Origin of the sequence: Micromonospora profundi (assembly GCF_011927785.1) — a bacterium.
In the GTDB taxonomy this organism is placed as follows: domain Bacteria; phylum Actinomycetota; class Actinomycetes; order Mycobacteriales; family Micromonosporaceae; genus Micromonospora; species Micromonospora profundi.
In genome coordinates this window covers 150,995-175,446 of record NZ_JAATJK010000001.1, presented here as the reverse complement: position 1 = coordinate 175,446, position 24,452 = coordinate 150,995, and the positions used below count along the sequence as shown (strand labels likewise).

Genomic DNA, 24,452 nt, shown 5'->3' with positions numbered 1-24,452 from the left:
TTTTCCCCAAACCCGCAGAAAACTCGCACGGCGCTCAGGGCAGCAGCGCGGCGGCCAGCGGGTGGACCGTCTCCTCGATCTCGTCGGCGACCCGGCTGAAGCACTGGTCACCACGGCCCCACGGATCGTCCAGATCGTCGGTGGGCAGCACCGAGGCACCCAACCGGTTGTCGTGTGCCGCCGCCGCCAGAGCCACGCCCCGGGCGTACACCCCCTGCGGGGTGGCCTCCGCCGCCGGCAGCGCGGCGACGTCCACAGCGGCCAGCAGCCGGCCGAACTCACCGAGCACGAACGTGCGGGCCGCCGCGTCCGGGCGCAGCGCCACCACGTACTCCTGCTGGTCGGCAGTGGCCGTCAGGACCAGGTCGGCGGCGTCGATGTGGTCCGAGCGCAGCTTGCGCGCCGCGAACCCCTCGACGGCACCGCCACGGCCGATGACCTGCCGGGCCGCCGGCGGGTTCATCTCCTCGCCCGCGTGCCAGCCGCCCGTCCCCGCGCTGTGGCTGTGCAGCAACTCCTCAGCCAGCGCCGGGTCCTCCCCACGCCGCGCCAACCGTTCCCGCACCGCGAGGGCGAGCAGCCGCTCGGCCATCGGCGAGCGGCAGATGTTGCCCATGCAGACGTGCAGGACGGTGAACGGGGGCACTCAGACCCCCTGGGTGTCGACGAGATCCGGAACCACCTCGCGCAGCTTCTCCAACGGGATCGCGCCGGCCCGCAGCAACTGCGGCACGTCGCCGGTGAGGTCCACGATCGTGCTCGGCACCGGGTCCGGACAGGGCCCGGCCTCCAGGTACGCCCGCACCGAGTAGCTGAGCTGGTCGCGGGCCTCCTCGGCAGTCACCGCCGCAGGCTGGCCCGTCTTGTTCGCCGACGAGACCGCCATCGGGCCGGTCTCCCGCAGCACCTCAAGCGCCACCGGGTGCAGCGGCATCCGCACCGCCACCGTCCCCGACTTGTCGCCCAGGTCCCACTGAAGGCTCGGCGAGTGCTCGACGACGATCGTCAGCGCACCCGGCCAGAACGCCTCCACCAGGTCCCGAGCGGCAGTGGGCAGCGAGAACACCAGGCCGTCGAGGGTGTGGCGGGAACCGATGAGCACCGGCGGCGGCATCTGCCGGCCCCGGCCCTTCGCGTCCAACAGCGCCTTCACCGCGTACGGAGTGAACGCGTCAGCGCCGATTCCGTAGACGGTGTCCGTCGGGAGGACGACAAGCTCGCCGTTCTTGACCGCCTCGATGGCCGCAGCGATGCCGCGGTCACGATCGGCGGGCGACCGGCAGTCGTAGAGCATCACGAGGAGTCAGTCTGCCACGCCCGGCCGGACCCGGCGTGCTGGCCGTCCGCCCGTCGGGACGCGGTGGCGTACCGGGGGCGGCCCGTGAGGTCCCGATGCTCGTCGACGGCGGTGAACCAGCCGCTCCCGGCGAGCAGCGCGGGCACCGCCACGTCGTGCGTGTCGTCGTGCTCGACACCGAGAACGCCGCCCGGCCGCAGCAGCGCCGCAGCCCGGGCGAGCATCGGACGGATCACGTCGAGGCCGTCCGCGCCGCCGAACACCGCCTCCGCCGGATCGTGCCCGGCCACCTCCGGCGGCACCACCACCTCCACAGGTACGTACGGCGGGTTGCAGAGCAGGACGTCCACCCGGCCGACCAGATCGGCCAGCAGGTCCGGTGCCATCACGTCGGCCTCGACCACCTCGATGGGGCGGTCCCCCGCCGTGGCCCGCTCGGCGGCGTTGCGCCGCAGCCATTCCAGGGCCGCCGGGGACCGCTCCACGGCGACCACCCGCGCGGCGGGCACCTCCTGGGCCACCGCCAACGCGATAGCGCCGGAACCGCTGCACAGGTCCACCACCAGCGGCTCGGGCAGCCCCCGGCTCTGCTCGATGCCCCAGCCGGCCAGCAGCTCCGTCTCCGGGCGCGGCACGAAGACACCCGGGCCGACCGCCAGCTCCAGGTGCCGGAAACCGGCCCGACCGGTCAGGTGCTGCAACGGCTCCCGGCCGACGCGGCGCTCGACCAGCCCGTCGAGCCGGGCCAGCTGGTCATCGCTGAGATCGTCGGCGAGCGCCAGCCGACCCCGGGGCACCCCCAGCACGTACGCGGTCAACAGCTCGGCCTCCACCCGCGCCGGACCCACCCCCGCGGCGGCGAGCGCCCGAGCGGCCCGACCCACGGCGGCGGACGGGCGGACCCGTCCTGTCCCTTCGGAGGGGTGTTGCGGCAAAGTGCTCACGACATAATCATGAAGCGTCACCGGCGACGCCACGAACGGACGTCGTCGGGCGCACACGACAGGAGGCCGTGAGTGGGCTGGCTCGACCGGGTCGATGACCAGGTTGACGCCCTCACGCATGCCCGGGCGTTGCAGGAGGCCAGCCGCTCCGCTGAGGCGTACACCCTGTTGGATCGGGTGATCCGCACCACCAACGACCCGGCGGCGCGCGCGGACGCCATGGTGCAGCGCCTCTCCGCGCTGATCAATCTCGGCCGCACCGCAGAGTTCACCAGGGCCATCGAGGAGGCGTCGGCGGCGGTCCGCGACCTCGCCGAGCCCTACCTGTACGGGCACCTCAACGCCCTGGCCGCCCTCGCCGCGCACCACCAGGGCGCTCTGGACCGCTGTGTGACCCACCTGGTCAAGGCCGCCCGGGCGCTGACCGCGGTCGAAGATCCGGACCGGGACACCGCCTGGGGCTGGCACGACCTGGCGATGGCCTACAGCTACCTCAGCTTCCACGGGTACGCCCTCGGCGCTATCGAACGGGCCCGGCAGCTCGGGTTGACGGCCGGCATCCCCGAGGAGACGTTCGCCGCGCCGGGCATCCGGCTGCGCAACGCGGTGGCGCTGGACCACAACGGGGACAGCGACGGGTGTCTGCGTGTCCTCCGGGACGTCGCCGCCGACCTGGCCCGCTTCGTCCGCACCGGGCGGGCCGGCAAGCTGCGCCCCAGCAGCCTCGCCGCGTACGGCTACTCGGCGGCACGGCAGGCGGCGCTCGGCGACCCGCTGGGATCGTCCGGCGACACCGCGCCGGCCCGCCTGATCAGCCACGGCGGCGACAGCGCGCGCGCCCGTGACCTGCGGCAACTCGGGATGATCTGCCTGGCCGTGGCCGACGGGCGGCCTATCGAGGCGGTCGCCCGCCTGGACACCATCCAGGTCGCCACCGAGACGCTCGGCGCTGCCGAACCCGCACGGCTGCGCAGCATCGCCCTGTCCCGGGCCGGCGACCACTCGGCGGCGCACCGGGCCGACCGGCTGGCGTTCCGGCTCGCCGCCCAGCGCAACGACCGGCTCCGCGACGTCTACATCGACGGCATCGCCGCCCGGATCGACCACGAGGAGATGCGCCGGGAGGCCGCACGGTACGAGGGTGAGGCGCTCACCGACCCGCTCACCGGGCTGCCCAACCGGCGCCGGCTGGAGCGGTACATCGCCGCCGTCGTCACCCGGGGCGACCGGGTGGTGATCGGTGTCTGCGACCTGGACGGCTTCAAGGCGGTGAATACCAGGCACGGGCACCACTCCGGCGACCTGGTCCTGCAACGCATCGCCGGGGTGATCAACCGGGTGATGCGCCGGGGCGACTTCGTGGCCCGCTACGGCGGCGACGAGTTCGTCGTGGTGCTGCCGGACACCGGAATGGCCGAGGCCGCCGAGGTGGCCCGCCGGATCGAGGTGGCCGTGCACGCCGAGGACTGGGAGTCGCTGGTGCCGGGCACACCGGTCGGGGTGAGCATCGGTTTCGCCGAGGTCTCCGGCGGCGGCAGCGGGCCGCGGGACGCGCTCAGCGTCGCCTTCGAGCAGGCCGACCGGGAGATGCTGCGCGCCAAGTCCCGTCCCCGCGCGAGCTGACCGCGAGAGCTGGCGTCGATCAAGGAGTTGTGGTGCCTCATCAAAGGCCCACGACGCGACAAACCGCCCACCACAACCCCATGATCGACGGGGACGGGGACGGGGACGGGGCCCGGGCAGGGCTGGTCAGCGGCGGGTCAGTTCGGTGTCGCCGGCCAGGCGGGCCGCGCGGTCGGCCTCGGCCAGCGCGTCCAGCACCCCGTCCAGGTCACCGGCGAGCGCCAGGTCAAGGTTGTACGCCGTGTAGCCGATCCGGTGATCGGTGATCCGGTTCTGCGGGTAGTTGTAGGTGCGGATCCGCTCCGAGCGGTCCACCGTGCGGACCTGCGCCTTGCGGGCGTCCGAGGCGGCGGCGTCGGCCTGCTCCTGGGCGGCGGCGAGCAGCCGGGCACGCAGGATCCGCATCGCCTGCTCCCGGTTCTGCAACTGGGACTTCTCGTTCTGGCAGGAGACGACGATGCCGGTCGGCAGGTGGGTGATCCGCACTGCGGAGTCGGTGGTGTTCACCGACTGTCCGCCCGGCCCTGACGACCGGAACACGTCGATGCGCAGGTCGTTCTGGTCGATTGTGACGTCGACGTCCTCGGCCTCGGGCAGCACCAGCACCCCGGCCGCGCTCGTGTGGATCCGGCCCTGCGACTCGGTGACCGGGACACGCTGCACCCGGTGCACGCCGCCCTCCCACTTGAGCCGCGACCAGACGCCGTTGCCGCCGTCGGGCACACCCTTGGTCTTGATCGACAGTGAGACGTCCTTGACGCCGCCGAGGTCGGAATCCTGCGCGTCGATCACCTCGGTGATCCACCCGTGCCGCTCGGCGTACCTGGTGTACATCCGCAGCAGGTCACCGGCGAACAGGGCCGACTCCTCGCCGCCCTCGCCGGCCTTGATCTCGACGATCACGTCCTTGGCGTCGTGCGGGTCACGGGGAATGAGCAGCTCCGCGAGGCGCTCCTCAAGCACCGGCAGGGACGCCACGATCGACTCCACCTCACCGGCGAAGGACGGGTCCTCGGCTGCCAACTCGCGGGCCGCGGTCAGGTCGGCGCGCGCCTGCTCCAGCTCGCCGGCGGCCTTTCGCAACGGCACCAGCTCGGCATACCGACGGCCGACCCGACGCGCGGTGGCCTGGTCGGCGTGGATGGCCGGATCGGCCAACCGCTTCTCCAACTCCGCGTACTCGTCGAGGAGGCCGGCCAGACGCTCGCTGCTCATGCTGCGGATGCTCCTTCGACGGTACGGCGACGCCCGGCCGGGGACCTACCGGCAGCCGGGCGAAAACAGGTGTGGAACGCGGACGGCGCCCGCCTCCGGTGCGAAACCGGACGCGGGCGCCGAACGTGGAGCTACTTGGCCTTCTTGGCCTGAACCTTGGCGTACTTCTGCTGGAACTTCGCGACCCGGCCGGCGGTGTCGAGAACGCGCTGCTTACCGGTGTAGAACGGGTGGCAGGCGCTGCAGGTCTCGGCGTGGATCGCCCCGCCCTTGGCGGTGCTGCGGGTCGTGAACGTGTTGCCACAGGAGCAGCTGACCTCGGTGGTCACGTACTCCGGGTGGATGTTTGCCTTCATCTCGCCTCGGTCCTCTCGTTGGTGGTCGCCGGGTCGCCGTCATCGCTCGTCGCGCCGTACGCGACGGGCTCGGGCGTGAACCGGAACCGGTGGCCGATTGACCAGTGTGCCATGGGCCTGAGCCGACCCGATAATCGGGCCACACACCTCGTCCGGCATCGTCAACACGTGCCTCCTCGTCCGCATTCCCGCCGCCCGCCGGGGCATTCGCCCAGCCAGGAAACCGTCACGGCGTACCCCACGCGGGGTGCGCGGGTCGAGTCGGAGGTGCGTCGATGGCCCGCCTGATCGCCACCCGAGGGCTGCCCGCCTCGGGCAAGACCACCTTCGCCCGTACGCTCCAGCCGTCCGTGCTCCGGGTCAACCGGGACGACCTGCGCCGGATGCTGCACGGCGAGCGGCTCTTCACGCAGTGGGCCGAGGCGCAGGTGACAGTCGTGCAGCGCGCCCAGGTCGAGGCGCTGTTGCAGGCCCGCGCGGACGTGTGCGTGGACGACACCAACCTGCGCGCCCGCACGTTGCGGGGCTGGGCCGATCTGGCCGCCCGGCACGGCGCGGATTTCGAGGTGCACGACTTCACCGACGTACCGCTGGACGAGTGCCTGCGCCGTGACGCCGCCCGCCCGGAGCCCGACCAGGTCGGCGCGGACGCGATCCGCCGGCTGCACGAGCGGTACCTCGAGGGGCGCACCCTGCCGCTGCCCGTCCCGCAGGCGCGCACCGGCCGGCCCGCCGCCGTGCACCCGCCGTCGGCAGAACCGCCGGAGATCGTCCTGGTGGACATCGACGGCACCGTCGCGCTGGCCGTGTCGCGCAGCCCGTACGACATGACCCGGGTGGGTCGGGACCAGCCGAACCCCGCGGTGATCGCGGCGGTCCGGGCCATGCACGCCGCCGGGTACGGGGTGGTCTTCTGCTCCGGGCGGGACGCCTCCGCCCGGGCCGCAACCGAGGCGTGGCTGGCCCGGCACGTCCGGGTCCCCTACCTCGGGCTGCACCTGCGTGCCGTCGGCGACTCCCGCAAGGACTCGATCGTCAAACGGGAGATCTACGACCGGGAGATCCGGGACCGCTACCGGGTGGTGGGCGTGTTCGACGACCGCGTCCAGGTGGTGCGGATGTGGCGCGACCTCGGCCTCACCGTGTTCCAGGTGGCCGAGGGCGACTTCTGAGGGATGTCCGGACGGGCCCCCGGCCTGGGGAGCCCGTCCGGACAGGTCACCGGGTGACGGTGACGGTGGCCTCGGCGCGGACGCCGTTGACGGTGACGGCGAGGCTGATGGGTCCGGCGGCGCGCAGCGCGGTAAGCGTGCCGGTGACCGGGTCGAAGCGGGCCGTGTGCCACGGACGCACGCCGGCCGCGGAGCCGACGTGAACGCCCGGCGAGGCCGACCAGTCGGCGCTGACCGGGGCGGCAACCGGCACCGTACGACCGTCCGGTTGGGTGAGCGTGGCGGTGACCGTAGCCGGGCTGCCGACCGCCACGCTGGGCGGGGCATTCACCGTGAGCCGGTCCAGGTGGGCGTGGAACTCCGCGTCCACCCAGCGTGGCCCCTCGGCGAGTGGGTCACGGCGGGCCCGATCAGCCTCGGCCGGGGTGACCGGGTCGACGCCGAACTCCGTCCAGCCGGTGAAGCCGCCCTGGTCGGCCGGGGTGGACGGCGTCTTGCCCGCGTTGCCGTTGATCACGTACGGCACGCCGTCCACCCGGTCGGCGTGGAACGTGCCGACGTGCCCGCCCACGAACAGCGCGCCCTTGCCGGTGCGGTGCTGGAAGTCGGCGAGCCACTGCTCCAACAGCGCCGCCTCCTTACGGTCACCGAGTTGGCTGGCCTGGGCAGGGCTGGGATCGCGTGCCGGGTGGTGGTGCAGCACGACGACCGAGCCGACCCGCCGGTCGGTAGCCGCCGCGTCAAGCGTCTCGCGCAGCATCCGCACCTGGTCGAAGCCGCCGCCGCGCAGCGTCCCGGTGGACGAGTTCAACGTGACGAACCGGGTGCCGTTGTGGTCGAACACCCGTGACGTGGCACCGAACGCCGCCTCGAAGTTGCTGATCGGGGCACCCATGATCTCGTGGTTGCCGGGCACGTAGTACCAGGGCAGCGCGTCACCCAACTCCTCGTCGAGGATCCGTCGCGCCAGCGCGAAGTCCGCCGGGTAGGCGGTGTCCACGAAGTCACCGTTGATCAGGAGGAAGTCCGGCCGGGCCGCGCGCACCTCGCGAAGCGTCCGCCGGGCCTGGGCGACAAGGTTGCTGTCCGGGGCGGCGGCGACGAACTGGGCGTCGGAGAGCACCGCGAACCGCCACGGCGCGTCGTCCACAGTGCCGTCGCGGACCACCACCCGATCGGTACGCGGCGACGCCTCCGGCACGTCGACAGTGGGCGGCACCTTCGCCACCAGGTCGTCGATGATCACCTCGCTGCTGTACTGCGCGGCGGCGTTCGTCTCGGCCACGTAGAAGCGGCGCACCCGCACCGGGTACTGCACGCCTGCCGGCACCGCGAACTCCACGTACCGCCATCCGGTCCAGCTGATCAGCGGACCGCGCAGCACGTGCTGGGTGTCCTGGGCGTCGTGCAGGTGCAGGCTGGGCCACTCCCCGGTGCCGTTGCCGTGGATCCACATGCCGAACGCCTGCGGCTGGCCGGGCACCTCGATCCAGGCGGGCGGGTCGGCGTACGCGGCCCGCGTGCCTGTCGACTGGCTGAAGTCGTACGACATGCGCAGGCCGGTGCCGGTGTGCCCTGGCGCCGGCGCGACCGACCCGCTGGCCCGGGCCTGGCTGAACCGCCAGGACGCGGCGTCGTCGAATCCGGCGACCGGTACGTCGGTCAGCCCGACGGTGACCGGCAGAACCGTGCTCTCGCGTCCGACGTGGACGGTCACCAGGGCGGAGCCGGTGCCCCGGAGCGCGGTGACGCTCAGGTTGCCGTCGCCGGTCGGGGTGATCCGCAGCAGGTTCCGGTCGTAGTCGAGTGTCATATCGGCCGGCTCGATGGGCGCGGTGTTGCCCTCGGCGTCGTACCCGACCACTCCGACAAGGGCGTTGCCGTCCTGCCCGGTCAGGCCCACCCTCGGCACTGTGGAGCCGATCCGGGCCAGCGGGCCGAGCACTGTGAGACCCAGCGTGCCGGTGGCCCGGCCACGTGCGGCGGTGACCGTGCTTGCCCCCGGTGCGCCCGCGCGGAACACGCCGCGGCTGTCGACCCGGCCACGTACCGCAGGTGTCGCCCGCCATCCGGGCGCACCGGCCGCCGGACCGTACGTCTCGTCGTAGCCGGCCGCGGTGAGGGTGCGGGTCAGCCCGGGGAAGACCCGGTTGGGCCGGCCACCGCGCACCGGCGAGACGCCCGGGGCGACGGTGGGGTCGCTTGCCGTCTCGACCCAGAAGCCGGCGAGTCGGCCGCTGCCCTTCGGGGCGTAGATGGCCAGGCCGTTGGGCACGGCCCGTTCGCTGCCGTCGGACGGGCCGTTCTCCACCTGCACTGTCGACGCGCCCGGCTCCCTCGCCAGCAGCGTCGACGACCCACCGCCGTCGAGGTTGAGCGCGTGGTGGGCGCCCAGCTCCGCCATCATCCGGCCCATCTCGGTCTGCGTCACGCCACGGCTGTCGACCTGGCGTCCGTCCACCGTCAGCATGATCATTTTCCGACCGTCGGCGCTGAACCCGACTGCGGTGCGTGGGGCGAGCGTCGGGTCGGCGATGCTCTGCACCACACCGTCGCGGACCAGGACGCTGCCGCCACCGACCGCCGCGTGCAGTGTGCTGCCGTCGGACGGCTTGGGTCGCCAGGCCACAGTCACCGGGTCGCCCGGTCGGAGCGCCGCGAGGGCGTCCGCGCCCGCGTCGCGGCCGAGCAGCACGGTGCTGCCGGCGGCGATCGGGCCGCTGCCGGCGACGCCGGCCACTGTGGCCACCCGACCGCCGGTCACTGTGACTTCGACCACGCGGGCGGCGCCCTCCACGGCACGCTGCCGGGAGTACGTCCCCCACAACTCGGTGAACGCCCCGATGCCGCCGGCCTGGACCAGGTTGTTGAACTGGGTGAGCGGCACCGGCCCGCTGGGCAGGGTGGCGCTGCCGTCGAAGTTCACCTCGATCACCCGGCCGAGCCCGCTCGTGGTGACCGCCACCGCGTTGCGGTGACCGCTGACCGCCGACTGGATCAGCTCACCGTCGCGGACGCCGACGCCCTGGGCGGCACCGGAGTTGTTGATGTCGAAGAAGTCGCCGTTGACGGCGGCGACCGCACGGGAGTCGTCCACCGCCTTGCGCAGTGGCTCGGCCCGGCTGACCGCCCCCGAGTTGACGTAGTCGACGGTGGCGCCGCCGGTGAGATCAGTGGTGAGCGCGTCGGCACGCAGCCAGCCGTCGGCGTCGTACCTGTCGAAGGACGTCAGTTGCACGCCTGGCGCGACCGGCCGGGTGGCCTTCGTGGTCTCCAGGCCGCCGGCCGGCTCCAGGCCACCGGCGGCGGCCGTCGGGGCGGTCGCCGCGGTCGCGGCCGCCGGGTCGGCGGCCAGGCTGGTCGAGTCCGCCGGCCGGGACGACGCGGGCGGCGCGTCCTCCGCGATCGTGGGCGCGGCCAGCCCGGTGGACGCGGCGGCGACGGACCGGGTCGCGGGCGCGGCGGGTGGGGCTACGGGTGCGGCGGTGGCCGGCAGCGGCACGGCCAGGGCGAGCAGCGGCGTCAGCAGCAGGACGCCGGTGCGGCGGGCGGATCGTCTGCGGGTACGCATGGACGACAGTCAACCCGCCAATGAATAGAAGTTTCAAGACCTGTCGGCTGAACCGAAGGAAAATTCCGCTCTCGGGCTGCCCGCTGACGCCGTCCGGCGGCGTCCGGCGGCGTCCGGCGGCGTCCGGCGGCGTCCGGCGGCGTGAGTGCACGGTCGGAGTGCTGCCCCGCTGAAGCAGAGCAGAGGCAGCGAGCGGACACGACGAAGGGGCACGCCACACGGCCGTGCCCCTTCGTCGTGTCTCACCCGAGAGTGGTCACTCCCCCGGCGTCGACTTCGCGATCTGCATCAGGAACTCGATGTTGGTACGGGTGTGCTTGAGCTTGTCGAGCAGCAGGTCCATCGCCGCCTGCGAGTCCAGCGAGTGCAGGACCTTGCGGAGCTTGTGGAGGATCACCAACTCCTCCGGCGCCAGCAGGACCTCTTCCTTACGGGTACCGGACGGGTTGATGTCGATGGCCGGGAAGGTCCGCTTGTCAGCGATCTTCCGGTCCAGCTTCAGCTCCGCGTTACCGGTGCCCTTGAACTCCTCGAAGATGACCGTGTCCGCCATGGAACCGGTCTCCACCAGGGCAGTGGCGATGATGGTCAGCGAGCCACCGTTCTCGATGTTGCGAGCCGCACCGAGGAACCGCTTCGGCGGGTAGAGAGCTGTGGAGTCGATACCACCCGACATGATCCGACCGCTGGCCGGCGCCGCCAGGTTGTACGACCGACCGAGCCGGGTCACCGAGTCGAGCAGCACGACGACGTCGTGCCCCAGCTCGACCAGGCGCTTCGCCCGCTCGATCGCCAGCTCGGCCACCGTGGTGTGGTCCTGCGGCGGACGGTCGAACGTGGCCGCGACGACCTCGCCCTTGATCGACCGCTGCATGTCGGTGACCTCTTCGGGCCGCTCGTCCACAAGCACCACCATCAGGTGGCACTCCGGGTTGTTGTGCGTGATCGCGTTAGCGATCGCCTGGAGCACCATCGTCTTACCCGCCTTCGGCGGCGACTGGATGAGTGCCCGCTGACCCTTGCCGATCGGCATGACCAGGTCGATGACCCGTGTGGTGAGGATGTGCGGCTCGGTCTCCAGCCGCAGGCGCTCCTGCGGGTAGAGCGGCGTGAGCTTGTAGAACTCCGGCCGGCGCCGCGCCTCCTCCGGCTCCATCCCGTTGATCGTGTCCAGCCGCATCAGCGGGTTGTACTTGTCCCGCCGCTGGTCACCGCTGTTGCCACCCTCGCGGTTGGCACGCACCGCGCCGGTGATCGCGTCACCGCGACGCAGGCCGTACTTCTTGATCTGGGACATCGAGACGTACACGTCGTTCGGGCCGGCGAGGTAGCCGGTCGTCCGCACGAAGGCGTAGTTGTCGAGCACGTCGATGATGCCGGCCACGGGGACGAGGACGTCGTCCTCGCCGACCTGCGGCTCGCGACCACCGGTGTCGCCACCGGTCTCGGCGCGCTCGCCGCGACCGCGACGGCGGTCCCGGAAACGGCTGCGCCGGCCACGCCGGCCGCCGCCCTCGCCGTCGTCATCGTCGTTGTCCCGCTCGACCCGCTGACCACGGTCGTTGCGGTCGCCGCGGTCGGCACGCTCTGGCCGGTCGTTGCGCTCGGCACGCTCGCCCCGGTCGGAACGCTCGCCCCGGTCGTTGCGGTCGCCCCGGTCGTTACGGTCGCCCCGGTCGGAACGCTCGCTCCGCTCGTTACGCTCGCCGCGCTCGGCACGCTCACCCCGGTCGGCACGCTCGCCCCGATCGGCACGCTCGCCCCGATCGGCACGCTCGCCCCGATCGTTGCGATCGCCCCGCTCCGAACGGTCACCCCGGTCGGCACGCTCGCCCCGGTCCGGACGCTCGGCACGCTCCGGACGCTCGGCCCGGTCCCGGCGGTTCTCGCCGCGATCGGCCCGCTCGCCGGTCTCCACCTCGTCGGTACGCGCCTCAGCGGCACGTCCCTCGGTGCTGCGTACCTCGGTGGCACGTGGCTCTGTGGTCTGCGCCTCGGCGCTGGGCTCAGCGGCGCGCGGCTCGGTGCTGCGCGCCCCCGTGGTGCGGCCCTCAGCCGGGGCGGTACGGGTCCGCCGGGTACGACCCCGACTCGCGGTCTCGGTGGCCGGCTCGGCCGGCGCCTGGTCGGTGCTGCGACCCTCGGCCGCCGGGCGATCCACTGTCTCGCGCACCTCCTCACGGGCCGGAGCGGCCGCAGCCGCGACCTCAGCCCGCGGTCGAGGGGTCCCGGCAGCGTTGCCGCCCTGCCGCTCGGAGATCGCGGCGATCAGCTCACCTTTACGCATGCGAGCCGTGCCGGAAATGCCGAGCGACGCGGCCAAGCTCTGCAGCTCTGGCAGCAGCATCGCCGACAGACCGGTGCCGCTGCGCCGACGACGGGCGGGGGCGGCAGCGGTGGCATCGCCAGCGACGTTGGAAACATCCGACGTCACGTCGGTGGTGTCGCTCAATGGATTCCTTCCCTCGATAGGCCGGGACTGCCCGGAGTCGGAACTCAGGTGGCCGGGCGGCCTCGGTGCACCCGCCTCGCAAGGACGCGTCGCGGGAGTCTGTGACACAGCAGCCGGTGGTTTCCCGACTCACCAACATCGGTGAGCAGGTCTCGCCGTCTGCGGCGACCTGTGGAAACTGCGGTGCGGCGTGGGCCTTGAGCAGGGGTGACGGGCTGACCGCCGAAAGCTTCGGGGAGCGCCGCCCCGCAGGAGATCGCGTGCTTCGCGGCTGTGCTAGGTCTAGAGCGTAATCAACTCTTCCGACCTGCGGCAACAGGGTCCCGCTCGGCGTGTCCAAGTCTACCCCGGGCGACCCGGGCACCGCTGACGTCTATCGGTAACTTCCAGAACTCCCAGTCTGTTCCCAGCGGGAAATCCGCTGGCGGCTCGCTCAGCGCCAGCACGGTCGGCCCCGCCCCACTGACCACAGCCGCCACACCCGCCGCGCGCAACTCGTTGACCAGCGCAAATGTCGCAGGCATCCCGGCTGCGCGGTAATCCTGGTGCAGTCGGTCGACGGTGGCCGGCAGCAACAGCGACGGATCTGCGGTCAGCGCGTGGACCAGAAGCGCCGCCCTCCCCGCGGTGAACGCGGCGTCGGCGTGCGGCACTGTGGCCGGCAGGGCGGCCCGCGCGGTCGCGGTGAGGCCACGCTCGGACGGCACAAAAACGGTGGGCCGCACCCCCTCGGCGACCGCCAGCGACACCGCTCGGGCACCGGTCGGCTCGGACCAGGCGAGCGTGAAACCGCCAAGCAGGCACGGCGCCACGTTGTCGGGATGGCCCTCGATCTCGGCGGCCAGCCCGAGCACACCAGGCTCGTCCAGTCGGTCCTCCCCGTCGGTGACCAGGGCACGGGCCAGGAGCACCCCGGCGACGATCGCGGCGGACGACGAGCCCAGCCCGCGTGCCTGCGGGATCCGGTTGACGCACTCCACGGCCAGCCCGGCGGGTTGCCCGCCGAGCACGTCGAAAGTCGCGCGCATGGCCCGTACCACCAGGTGCCGGTCGTCGGTCGGCAACTCGCCCGCGCCCTGACCGGTCACCGTCACCCGGACGCCGGCGGGCGCGACCTCGGCAGCCAGGTCGTCGTAGAGCCCGAGGGCGAGACCGAGCGCGTCGAAGCCGGGGCCCAGGTTGGCGCTGGTGGCGGGGACCCGGACCCGGACCGGCCCAGCGGTGAAGTTCGTCGGCACGCGCCCATGCTAGGGGTCGGCACCGACGATCCGATGCGGTGCCCGCAGCATGGGACCGCGGGTCAGCCTGTCGGGTTCGGAACCGGCTCGGCGACCGGGTCGGTCAGCGAGAGCTTGCGGGTGGCGATTCGCCAGCCGATCGCGTACACGAGGGTGACCAGACCACAGCCGGCCAGCACGACCCGTTCGTCCACGACGTCCACCACGAGGGCCACCGCCAGTTGGCTCACCGAGATGGCGAGCGTCGCGAGCATCATGTCGGTGGCGAAGACACGCCGGCGCAACCGGTCCGGCACCTCGCCCTGAAGGGCGAAGTTCGACATCACCCAGTTGCTGCCGCCCGCGAAGTGCGCCAGGAAGACCAGCAGCAGCACCAGGGGAAACCAGCGGACCACCGACGTACCCAGGTAGGACAGGCCGTACAGCGACATGGACACGGCGAGCCCGGGAAGCAGCCAGGACCGATTGGTCAGCACCCGACGCATCAGGATCGGCCCCACCAGCGCACCGGCACCGCGTACCGCGAAGAGCAGGCCGGCGCCGAGCGGACCGACCCCGTACACGCCGGCGAGCAGCGGGAACACGGTGAGCACCCCGTTGCCCAGACCGACCGCCGACTTGACTGTGACAAGCGCCAGCACGCGGGGCCGGTGCCCGATGTAGCCGAGCGCCTCGCGGACCGCCGGCCAGGTCCGCTGGACCGGCAGCTCCGGGTCGCGCTCCGCCTGCAACGGACGGCGGATCCGGGTGGCCAGGCCCGCGGCGAGCGCCAGGCCGACCCCTGCCACCCAGAAGCAGATGTACGGGCCGGCGGCCGAGCTGAGCACGCCGCCGAGCGATGCGCCGACCACTGTCATGGTGCCCCAGGCCGAGCCCGCCACCGCGTTGCCTGCGGCCAGTTCGTGCGGCCGGAGCACGTTGGGCAGCGCGGCCTGGGCGGCCGGCGAGTAGAAGGCCTTGGCGACCGCGACCACGCCGATGGCCACCAGCGCCAGCCACGCCGTGCCGGCGCTTCGCACGCCGAGCAGCAGGAGTACGCCCACCAGCGCGGCCACGTTCGCCGCGATCATGACCTTCCGCCTGTCGAACCGGTCGGCCACCGTGCCGGTGTACGGCAGCAGCAGCGCCACGATGCCGGTGTCCACCGCCAGCACCAGGGCGCCCCAGACTCCGCTTCCGGTCAGGTGGGGCAGCAGCACAAGCAGCGGGACCATGACGAACCAGTCGGCGCCGAAGACCACGAGTTCGGCGAGGAAGAGGTTGCGGAAGCTGCGGTTGCCGGTGATGACCGAGAAGGTGGACGCCACGGAGCGGGACCCTACCCGGTCGATGTGGTGCTTACTCCGGCTCCGAGGAGCGTCGAGACTGTCATGGAGGTGCCGTCCCGCCCAGGTGCCCGTACGGCGGACGGATCAGTCGTGGTCGCACCGCCGGGGTGTCCATGAAGCACGCGCCCCCGGCAGGTGGGGACCTGCCGGGGGCGCACCGAACTGCCGGTTCGGTTACTCGGTCGGCTCCGACGGGGGCAACGGCGAGGTGCGACTACGGGGCAGCCGTAGCACCTCGAACTGGTCGGTGCCGTCCACCAACGCGCCCGAGGGCCGCCCAGCGGGCGGTTGCGAGCCCTCCCCCACAGCCGTTGACCCGGCGCCCGAGGCAGCCCGGGACGTAGGTGCGCCGGCCGGCACCGCCACCTGGTTCGGGCTGGACGGCTCGGCTGTCTCCGGACCCGAAGGCCGGTCCACCGCCTCGTCCCCGGAACGTCCACGGCGACGCCGGTCCCGCAACGCGCCCTTCGTGTGCTCCACCATCGTGTAGAGCGTCGGCACGAGGATCAGCGTCAACAGCGTCGAGCTGAGCAGGCCACCGATCACCACCACCGCAAGCGGCTGGGAGATGAAACCGCCCTCGCCGGTCAACCCGAGCGCCATCGGCAACAGCGCGAAGATCGTCGCGATGGCGGTCATCAGGATCGGGCGCAGTCGGCGCCGGCCGCCCTCGACCACCGCCTCCTGGACGCCCATGCCCTGCGCCCGGTACTGGTTGATGAGGTCGAGCAGCACGATCGCGTTTGTCACCACGATGCCGACGAGCATCAGCACGCCGATCAACGCCGGTACGCCCATCGGCGTCCCGGTGATGAGCAGCAGGCCGATCGCACCGGTCGCCGCGAACGGGATCGAGATCAGCAGGATCAACGCCTGGGTGAGGCTGCGGAACGTGGCCACCATGATCAGGAACACGATCGCGATGGCGGCCAGCACCGCCAGGCCCAGGTCGCCGAAGGCGTCCGCCTGGTCGGCGCTGACCCCGCCGATGGTGAAGGTCGCCCCCGGTACGTCGATCGCGTCCAGCCGCTTCTGCAACTCCTGGCTGGTCGCGCCCAGGTTCGAGCCGGTCGCCGTGCCGGTCACCGAGACGCTGCGCTCACCGTCGATCCGGGTGACCTGCTGCGGGCCCTCGGCCTGCGTGATGTCAGCGATGTCGTCGAGCTTCACCGGCCCGACCGGAAGGGCACGCAACTCCTCCACCGAGACCGGCGCCGTCGCGCTCAACCGCAGCACGACGTCCTGCTGGCGGCCGTCGAGCGCCACCTGACCCAGCGGGGCGCCACGGAACGCCTGCGCCACGAGCTGACCCACAGCGGCCTCGGTGAGCCCGACCCGACCGGCGGCGACCCGGTCGACGGCCACGTTGACGCGCGGCACCTGCTCGGCGAGGCTCGTGGACACGTCTTCGACGTCCGGCACCCCGGCCATCGCCGTCCGGGCGGCCTCGGCGGCGCGGGCCAGCACCTCCCTGTCGCTGCCCTGGACGATCACCTCCAGTTGGCTGGTCGAGGCGTCCTGCCCGCCGGCGAAGGTGATCTCCTCCTTGTCGATGCCGAGCTTGTCGAACTCCTCGCGCAGCCGCGCGCGCATCTCCTTGGCGTCGGTGTCGCCGTCGAGCGTCAGCGACCAGGTCGCGACGTTGTTGCCGCCGCCGCGCGCGAACGGGTTGTCGCCGCCACCCGCTGTCACCTGGTACGTCTCGACCCCGTCGAGCCGTCCGAGGACCGCCTCGACCTGCTTGGCCGCCTCGTCGGTGGCTGCCAGCCCACTGCCGGCAGGCAGCTCCTGGCGGAAGCTCAGCGTGTCCTGCCCCGAGTCGTCCAGGAAGTTGGTTTCCAGCTTCTGCGCCAGTCCGAACGTGCCGAAGAGCACCAGCAGGCCGAGCCCGACGGTGATCCAACGGGTCGACCGCTTGCGGGTGGCGAACCCGATGACCGGCAGGTACGCCCGCTGCAACGGGTTGCGGAGCTCCTTCTCCTCCGCCTCGCGTCGCACCGCCTCGTCGTCGACAGTGCCGCCGGACGGCTTGAGGAACCAGTACGCCAGTACGGGGATCACTGTCAGCGAGACCAGCAGCGAGGCGAGCAGCGCCACGGTCACGGTGATCGCGAACGGGGCGAAGAGCTGCCCGACGAACCCGCCGACGAGCGCGATCGGCGCAAACACCGCCACCGTCGTGAGGGTGGACGCGGTCACCGCGCCGGCCACCTCGCGGACGCCGGTGATGATCGCGGCCTGCTTCTCCTCGCCGTACTCCAGGTGCCGTTTGATGTTCTCCAGCACGACGATCGAGTCGTCCACCACCCGGCCCACCGCGATTGTCAACGCGCCGAGGGTGAGCAGGTTGAGCGAGTAGTCGCCGATCCACAGGGCGAGCAGCGCCACAAGCACGGACAGCGGGATGGAGACCGCTGTGACCACTGTGGAGCGCACCGACAGCAGGAAGACCAGGATGACGATGACAGCCATCACCAGGCCCAGCAGACCTTCGGTGGTCAACGACTCGATCGACTTCTCGACGAACGGCGCCTGGTCGAAGACCACCGTCAACTCGGCGCTGGCGGCTTCCTTGAGGTCGGCCAGCCGGTCCCGGATCTCGTGCGAGATCTCCACCGCGTTGCCGTCCGGCGTTGCGGTGACCATGATGCCGAGGCTTTCCTTGCCGTTGGTCCGGGTGAGCGCGGTGGCCGGGGCGAGCGTCTGCTCGACGGTCGCCACGTCACCGAGACGGACCGGGGTCGCGCCGGGCGCGACAACGATGCCGCGCAGGTCGTCAAGGGTGGCGACCGGCGTACCGACCTGCACCGGCAGGGTCAGTCCGTCCGCGGCGACCGCACCGGCGGGCACCGACACACCGTTGGTCTTGAGCGCGGACCCGATCGCGGTCGGCGGGAGCTTCGCCGCGGCCAGCTTCGCCTGGTCCGGGGTGATCACCACGATGTCGTCGCGGGCGCCGGTCACCTCGACCGCACGCACCCCCTCGATGCTCTCCAGCTCCGGCACCACAGTCGCACGCAACTTCTCGGCGAGGGCCCGCTCGTCACCGGTTCCTGACGCGGCCAGCACCACCGCCGGCAGGTCGTCGGTGCCGCCCGCGATGACCTGCGGGTCGACGCTCTCCGGCAGCTGGGTGTCGATCCGGCTCAGCGCGGTCTGCATCTTGTTGACCGCGTCGTCCAGGTCGGTGCCGAACACGTACTGGACCTGGACGGTCGCCGACCCCTCCCGGGAGGTTGAGCTGATCTTGTCGAGGCCGGGGATGCCCTGGAGCGCCCTCTCGATCGGCTCGGTCACCTGGGACTCGACGATCTCGGGACCGGCGCCGGGGTAGGCGGCCACGATGAACGCGCCGGGAAACTCCAGTGATGGCAGCAGTTGCTGCTTCAACGACGGCACGGCGAACGCTCCGAACGCCGTGATCACCACCGCGATGAGGGCGACGAGCCCACGGTTGGCGAGGCTGAATCTGGCGAGCAGCGACATCGGCCTGGCTCACTCCTGAACGAGATTGCGGGCGGGAATACCCGGAAGTGTGCCGGACACGATCAGCCCGGCCCCCGCCGCCCCCACGCTCTCAGCGCGGCCGTACGGCCGCAGCCCACCGCTCTCCGCCCAGCCGGGCGGTCACCGCCTCAGGCCAGGTCGAGAGCGCGGGCCGCAGCCAGCGGATCGTTGGCGATGGTGAGCGGCGCGGGCGCGGTGGAGATCGCCCACTCCGGGTCCTTCAGGCCGTGCCCCGTCACCGTGCAGACGACCGTCGAACCCGCCGGCACCGCACCCGCGGCGGCCTGCTGGAGCAGACCCGCCACGCTGGCCGCGCTGCCCAACTCGACGAAGACCCCGACCTCGCGGGCCAGCAGCCGGTACGCGGAGAGGATCTCCCGGTCGGTCACCGCCGCGATCAGACCGCCGGAGGCGTCCCGCGCGTCGAGGGCCTTGGTCCAGCTCGCCGGGTTGCCGATCCGGATCGCTGTCGCGATTGTCGACGGCTCCGGCACGACCTGGCCGGTCACGATCGGGGCCGCACCGGAGGCCTGGAAGCCGTACATCTTCGGTGCGCGGGTCGTGGTGCCGGCGGCGTAGTCCTCGGAGTAACCCATCCAGTAGGCGGAGATGTTGCCGGCGTTGCCGACCGGCAGGCAGTGGATGTCAGGCGCGTCGCCGAGCGCCTCGACGATCTCGAAGGCGGCGGTCTTCTGACCCTGGAGCCTGTCGATGTTCACCGAGTTGACGAGCGCGACCGGGTGGTCCTGGGCGAGCTTGGCGGCCAGCGCCAGGCAGTCGTCGAAGTTGCCGCTCACCTGGAGCAGCTTCGCCCCGTGCACGAGCGCCTGGGCCAGCTTGCCCAGCGCGATCTTGCCCTGCGGCACCAGCACCGCGCAGGTCAGACCGGCGCGGGCCGCGTACGCCGCGGCCGACGCGCTGGTGTTGCCGGTGGAGGCGCAGATGATCGCCTTGTTGCCGGCCTCGACCGCCTTGGAGACCGCGACGGTCATCCCCCGGTCCTTGAAGGAGCCGGTCGGGTTGGCGCCCTCCACCTTGAGGTAGACGTCACAGCCGAGGCGGGCCGAGAGCACCGGCGCCGGAAGCAGCGGGGTGTTCCCCTCGTGCAACGTGACGACGGGCGTGGCCGCGGTGACCGGCAGCCGATCCCGGTACGCCTCGATCAGACCCCGCCACATGTCGCTCTCCTCGCCTCTACCTTCGCGCCGCCCTGCGTACCTGGTCACCCTGGACCAGCCTGTCGGAGCGCCCGGTGGCACACCCCGGGTTACCCACCTGGCGGGACGAGCGAGCCGCCCCACCACCGGTTCAACGATTCACGCCCCGCCCTCGACCCGCAACACGCTGGTCACGGATCGGACGATGTCCAGGCCACGCAGCTCGCCAACGGTCGCGGCGAGCGCGGCGTCCGGCGCGACGTGCGTGACGATGACCAACTCGGCGTCGCCGTCCCGGCCGGGCGCCCCGCCCGCGGAACCCTGACGGACTGTCGCGATCGACACGTCGTGGCGGGCGAACACACCGGCCACCGCGGCCAGCACACCCGGGCGGTCGGACACGTCAAGGCTGACGTGGTAGCGGGTCAACGCCTCGCCCATCGGCCGGACGGGCAGGGCGGCGTACGAGCTCTCGCTTGCCGCGCGGACCCCGGCGAGCCGGTTGCGGGACACCGCCACCACGTCGCCGAGCACGGCGCTGGCGGTCGGCGCGCCACCCGCGCCCCGGCCGTAGAACATCAACTGTCCGGCCGCGTCGGCCTCGACGAAGACCGCGTTGAAGGCGTCGCCGACGCTTGCCAGCGGGTGGCTGCGCGGAATCATCGCCGGGTGCACCCGGACGCTCACCGTCTCACGGCCGGCCGGGTCGACACCCCGGGCCGCGATGCAGAGCAGCTTGATGGTGCAGCCCATCGCCTTGGCGCTGGCCATGTCGGCGGCTGTCACCTCGGTGATGCCCTCGCGGTGCACGTCGGCAGCGCTGACCCGCGTGTGGAACGCCAGTGAGGCGAGGATCGCCGCCTTGGCCGCCGCGTCGAAGCCCTCCACGTCGGCGGTCGGGTCGGCCTCCGCGTACCCCAACTCGGTGGCCTCGTCGAGCGCCTCGGCGAAGCCGGCGCCGGTGGCGTCCATCGCGGAGAGGATGAAGTTCGTGGTGCCGTTGACGATGCCTGTGACCCGGTTGATCCGGTCGCCGTGCAGCGACTCCCGCAGCGGGCGCAACAAGGGGATGGCCCCGGCCACTGACGCCTCGTAGTAGAGGTCGCCGCCGCCCTCGGCGGCCGCGTCGTGCAGGGCCACGCCGTCCTCGGCGAGCAGGGCCTTGTTGGCGGTGACCACGCTCTTGCCCGCGCGCAGCGCCTCGACCAGCCACGTCCGGGCGGGCTCGATGCCGCCGACGACCTCGACCACCACGTCCACGTCGTCGCGCTTGACGAGGCCGAGCGCGTCGGTGGTGAACAGGGAGTCGTCGACCGGCAGGTCACCGCGGTCACGACCGAGTCGGCGGACGGCGATGCCGACGATCTCCAATGGAGCGCCGATCCGGGCGGTCAGGTCGGCCGACTGCTCGTGCAGCAGCCGGACCACTTCCTGGCCGACAGTGCCGCAGCCGAGCAGCGCCAAACGCACAGGTGACGTCATCCAACATCCAATGCGAGCAGGTCCTCTTCCGTTTCCCGCCGGACGATCAGGCGCGCCTGGCCGTCCCGCACCGCGACGACCGCTGGCCTGGGGACATGGTTGTAGTTGCTGGCCATGCTCCGGCAGTAGGCGCCGGTGCCGGGCACTGCGACAAGATCTCCGGGCTGCACGTCGGCGGGCAGGAATTCATCCTTCACTACGATGTCCCCAGACTCACAATGCTTTCCCACCACGCGGGCGAGCAGCGGCTGCGCCGTCGATGCCCGCGAGGCCAGCGTCGCCGAGTAGGACGCGTCGTAGAGCGCCGTACGGATGTTGTCGCTCATCCCGCCGTCGACGCTCACGTACGTCCGGATGCCGTCGAGGTCCTTGACCGTGCCCACCTCGTAGAGGGTGAACATGGCCGGCCCGACGATGGCCCGGCCGGGCTCGATCGACAGCCGGGGCGCGGCCAGGTTCTCCGCCGCGCATTCCGAGTCGACGATCTTGCGCAGCCGCTTGGCCAGGTCCTGTGGAGTGGCCGGGTCGTCCTGGGTGGTGTACGCGATGCCGAAACCACCGCCCAGGTCCAGCTCGGGCAGCTCCACCCCACGCGCGTCCCGGATCTGCGCCTGGAGCGCGAGAATCCGGCGGGCGGACACCTCGAAGCCGCTCGCGTCGAAGATCTGCGACCCGATGTGCGAGTGCAGACCGCGCAGCTCCAGCACGCCCTCGTCGAGGACCTTGAACGCGGCAGCGGCGGCTGTGCCACCGGCGAGGGAGAAGCCGAACTTCTGGTCCTCGTGCGCGGTGGCGATGAACTCGTGGGTGTGCGCCTCGACACCCACTGTGACCCGGATCAGCACCCCGGGCCGTACGCCCCGCTCGCGGGCCAGCGCGGTGAGCCTGTCGATCTCGGTGAACGAGTCGAGGATGATCCGTCCCACCCCGGCGTCCAGCGCCCGACTCAGCTCGGCCACCGACTTGTTGTTGCCGTGGAAGCCGATCCGCTCCGGCGGCATCCCCGCCGACAGGGCCGTCGCCAGCTCGCCGCCGGTGCAGACGTCGAGGAACAGCCCCTCCTCGGCGATCATCCGGACCACCGCGCGGCAGAGGAACGCCTTGCCTGCGTAGTAGACGTCCTCGTCCGGGAAGGCGGCCCGGAAGTCCCGACAGCGCGAGCGCAGGTCCGCCTCGTCCAGGACGTACACCGGGGTGCCGAACTCGGCCGCGATGTCGCGGACGCTCAGGCCCGCGACGGCGACCGCGCCGTCGGCGGCGCGCGTCACGCTGCGCGGCCACAGCGCCGGCACCAGGGCGTTGACGTCCTCCGGGGTACGCAGCCAGGCCGGCTCCCGGCTGCCGATGTCGCCGTGCATCGCACCGGCCTCGTGAGCCCTCATGTCACATCCTCTCGGGTGCGGAGACGCCGAGCAGGCGCAGTCCGTTGGCGATCACGGTGCGGGTGGCGTCGTTGAGCCAGAGCCGGGCCCGCTGGGCGTCGGAGACGGGCTCTTCGCCGCGCGGCAGGATCCGGCAGGCCGGCTCGTCGTAGAACCTGTGGTACGCCTGCGCGACGCGCTCCTCCAGGTAGCGGGCGACCCGGTGCGGCTCGCGCAGCTCGGCGGCGGAGGCGATCACTGCGGGAAACTCGGCGAGCGCCTTGAGCAGCTCGTTTTCCTTCTCGTGGCCGAGCAGGTCGGGGCGGAACTCCGCGCCGTCGCCGCGGGTGAGACCGACCTCGGCGGCGTGCCGGGCCACGCTTGCCGTCCGGGCCGCCACGTACTGCACGTAGTAGACCGGGTTGTCACGGCTCGCCCGCGTCCACAACTCGATGTCGATGTCGATCGGCGAGTCGCTCGAGTAGCGGGCCAGGGCGTACCGGGAGGCGTCCACGCCGATCGCGTCGACCAGGTCCTCCAGGGTGATCACCGTGCCGGCCCGCTTGCTCATCCGCAACGGGGCGCCGTCGCGCAGCAGGTTGACAAGCTGCCCGATGAGGATTTCCAGGTTGCGCTCGGGGTCGTCGCCGAAGCAGGCGGCCATCGCCTTCATCCGCCCCACGTAGCCGTGGTGGTCGGCGCCCAACATGATGACGATCCGCTCGAAGCCGCGCTCCCGCTTGTCCAGGTAGTAGGCGCAGTCCGCGGCGAAGTACGTCCACTCGCCGTTGGACTTGCGCAGCACCCGGTCCTTGTCGTCACCGAAGTCGGTGGTCCGCAGCCAGGTGGCGCCCTCGGACTCGTAGACCCGACCCTGCTCGCGCAGCCGCACCAGGGCGAGATCCAGCTCACCCCTGTCGTGCAGGTCCTTCTCGTTGAAGTAGGTGTCGAACTCCACCCCGAAGTCGCGCAGCGAGGAGCGGATCTCGTCGAACATCAGCGCGACGCCCTCGACCCGGAACACCTCCTGGGCGGCGTCGTCGTCGAGTGTCAGCACGTCGGGCCGCCGGGCCCGCACCTCGGTCGCGATCTCGGCGATGTACGCCCCGCCGTAGCCGTCCTCCGGCGCCGGCTCGCCCTTCGCGGCGGCGAGCAGCGACCGGGCGAACCTGTCGATCTGGGAACCGGCGTCGTTGAAGTAGTACTCGGTGCCCACCTCGGCGCCCGTGGCGCGCAGCAGCCGGCTCAGCGCGTCACCGACGGCCGCCCAGCGGACGCCGCCGATGTGCACCGGCCCGGTCGGGTTGGCCGACACGAACTCCAGATTGATCTTCTCGCCGGCGAGCCGGTCGCTGCGGCCGTACTCCTCGCCGGCCTCGACGATCAGCCGGGCGAGCTGGCCGGCGGCGGCGGCGTCCAGCCGGATGTTCAGAAAGCCCGGCCCGGCGATCTCCACCGATTTGATGCCGGATGCCCGACCCAGCTGGTCGGCCAGGGCGGCGGCCAGTTCGCGCGGCGGGACGCCCACCTTCTTACTCAACTGCAGAGCGAGCGTCGAGGCGTAGTCGCCGTGCTCGGGGTTGCGCGGTCGCTCCACCACCGTGCGCTCCGGCAGCGCGGCGTGGTCGAGGCCACGCTCGGCGAAGACGGTGTGGGCGGCGGCGAGGACGACCGAGGCGAGTTCTGCAGGAGTCACCCACCCATGTTATCGGGGGTAGACTCGGGCACTCGGCGGCAACCCTGCGCGTC

16 protein-coding genes are annotated in these 24,452 nt (G+C 72.0%); 2 read left to right on the top strand and 14 right to left on the bottom strand.

What is annotated here, in order from left to right; all coding sequences use genetic code 11:
* Window positions 1-34: 34 nt before the first annotated feature.
* From F4558_RS00790 to prmC, 3 genes are read right to left on the bottom strand one after another with little or no spacing between them, the layout of a single operon-like run.
* Window positions 35-646 carry an arsenate reductase/protein-tyrosine-phosphatase family protein gene (locus F4558_RS00790; protein ID WP_167942912.1) on the bottom strand — a complete coding sequence of 204 codons (612 nt, stop codon included), beginning with the start codon at window positions 644-646 and terminating at the stop codon, window positions 35-37.
* The gene (locus F4558_RS00785; RefSeq protein ID WP_053655680.1) at window positions 647-1,294 is read right to left on the bottom strand and encodes an L-threonylcarbamoyladenylate synthase; all 648 of its coding nucleotides are present in this window, start codon (window positions 1,292-1,294) and stop codon (window positions 647-649) included.
* Complete coding sequence (gene prmC, locus F4558_RS00780) at window positions 1,294-2,241, bottom strand: peptide chain release factor N(5)-glutamine methyltransferase (protein WP_312877259.1); 948 nt, start codon at window positions 2,239-2,241, stop codon at window positions 1,294-1,296. The genes F4558_RS00785 and prmC overlap by 1 nt, the downstream gene beginning before the upstream one ends.
* Window positions 2,242-2,313: 72 nt before the next feature.
* Between prmC and F4558_RS00775 the strand changes: the two genes are divergently transcribed.
* On the top strand, window positions 2,314-3,864 hold the full coding sequence (locus F4558_RS00775) for a GGDEF domain-containing protein (RefSeq protein WP_167942910.1): 1,551 nt from the start codon (window positions 2,314-2,316) through the stop codon (window positions 3,862-3,864).
* A 126-nt stretch (window positions 3,865-3,990) separates the two neighbouring features.
* On the opposite strand, the gene prfA is transcribed toward F4558_RS00775, so the two are convergent.
* The gene (gene prfA, locus F4558_RS00770; RefSeq protein ID WP_167942909.1) at window positions 3,991-5,079 is read right to left on the bottom strand and encodes a peptide chain release factor 1; all 1,089 of its coding nucleotides are present in this window, start codon (window positions 5,077-5,079) and stop codon (window positions 3,991-3,993) included.
* 131 nt (window positions 5,080-5,210) lie between these two features.
* A complete protein-coding gene (gene rpmE, locus F4558_RS00765) occupies window positions 5,211-5,435 on the bottom strand; it encodes a 50S ribosomal protein L31 (protein WP_030333150.1) in 225 nt (74 codons plus the stop codon).
* Window positions 5,436-5,710: 275 nt separating this feature from the next.
* Here rpmE and F4558_RS00760 point away from each other — a divergent pair, with 275 nt between their 5' ends.
* Window positions 5,711-6,607 (top strand): phosphatase domain-containing protein, encoded by an 897-nt coding sequence (locus F4558_RS00760; protein ID WP_167942908.1) that lies wholly within the window; start codon window positions 5,711-5,713, stop codon window positions 6,605-6,607.
* 46 nt (window positions 6,608-6,653) lie between these two features.
* Here F4558_RS00760 and F4558_RS00755 read toward each other — a convergent pair whose 3' ends face one another.
* The 9 genes from F4558_RS00755 to argS form a co-directional block, all read right to left on the bottom strand.
* Window positions 6,654-10,178, bottom strand: coding sequence for a phosphodiester glycosidase family protein (locus F4558_RS00755; RefSeq protein WP_167942907.1), 3,525 nt, complete (start codon window positions 10,176-10,178; stop codon window positions 6,654-6,656).
* A gap of 256 nt (window positions 10,179-10,434) precedes the next feature.
* The gene (rho, locus tag F4558_RS00750; protein WP_053655636.1) at window positions 10,435-12,630 is read right to left on the bottom strand and encodes a transcription termination factor Rho; all 2,196 of its coding nucleotides are present in this window, start codon (window positions 12,628-12,630) and stop codon (window positions 10,435-10,437) included.
* Window positions 12,631-12,923: 293 nt separating this feature from the next.
* Window positions 12,924-13,868: a homoserine kinase gene (thrB, locus tag F4558_RS00745; RefSeq protein ID WP_053655635.1), complete on the bottom strand. Its 945-nt coding sequence runs from the start codon at window positions 13,866-13,868 to the stop codon at window positions 12,924-12,926.
* Between the two features lie 62 nt (window positions 13,869-13,930).
* Entirely contained in the window at window positions 13,931-15,175 is a 1,245-nt protein-coding gene (locus F4558_RS00740; RefSeq protein WP_167942906.1) for an MFS transporter, read from the bottom strand.
* A gap of 195 nt (window positions 15,176-15,370) precedes the next feature.
* The gene (locus tag F4558_RS00735; protein ID WP_167942905.1) at window positions 15,371-18,682 is read right to left on the bottom strand and encodes an efflux RND transporter permease subunit; all 3,312 of its coding nucleotides are present in this window, start codon (window positions 18,680-18,682) and stop codon (window positions 15,371-15,373) included.
* Window positions 18,683-18,831: 149 nt separating this feature from the next.
* Window positions 18,832-19,881 carry a threonine synthase gene (thrC, locus tag F4558_RS00730; protein WP_053655632.1) on the bottom strand — a complete coding sequence of 350 codons (1,050 nt, stop codon included), beginning with the start codon at window positions 19,879-19,881 and terminating at the stop codon, window positions 18,832-18,834.
* Window positions 19,882-20,019: 138 nt separating this feature from the next.
* Entirely contained in the window at window positions 20,020-21,330 is a 1,311-nt protein-coding gene (locus tag F4558_RS00725; protein WP_053655631.1) for a homoserine dehydrogenase, read from the bottom strand.
* A gap of 8 nt (window positions 21,331-21,338) precedes the next feature.
* Entirely contained in the window at window positions 21,339-22,724 is a 1,386-nt protein-coding gene (gene lysA / locus F4558_RS00720; protein ID WP_167942904.1) for a diaminopimelate decarboxylase, read from the bottom strand.
* Window position 22,725: 1 nt separating this feature from the next.
* Entirely contained in the window at window positions 22,726-24,399 is a 1,674-nt protein-coding gene (gene argS / locus F4558_RS00715; protein ID WP_167942903.1) for an arginine--tRNA ligase, read from the bottom strand.
* Window positions 24,400-24,452: the final 53 nt, after the last annotated feature.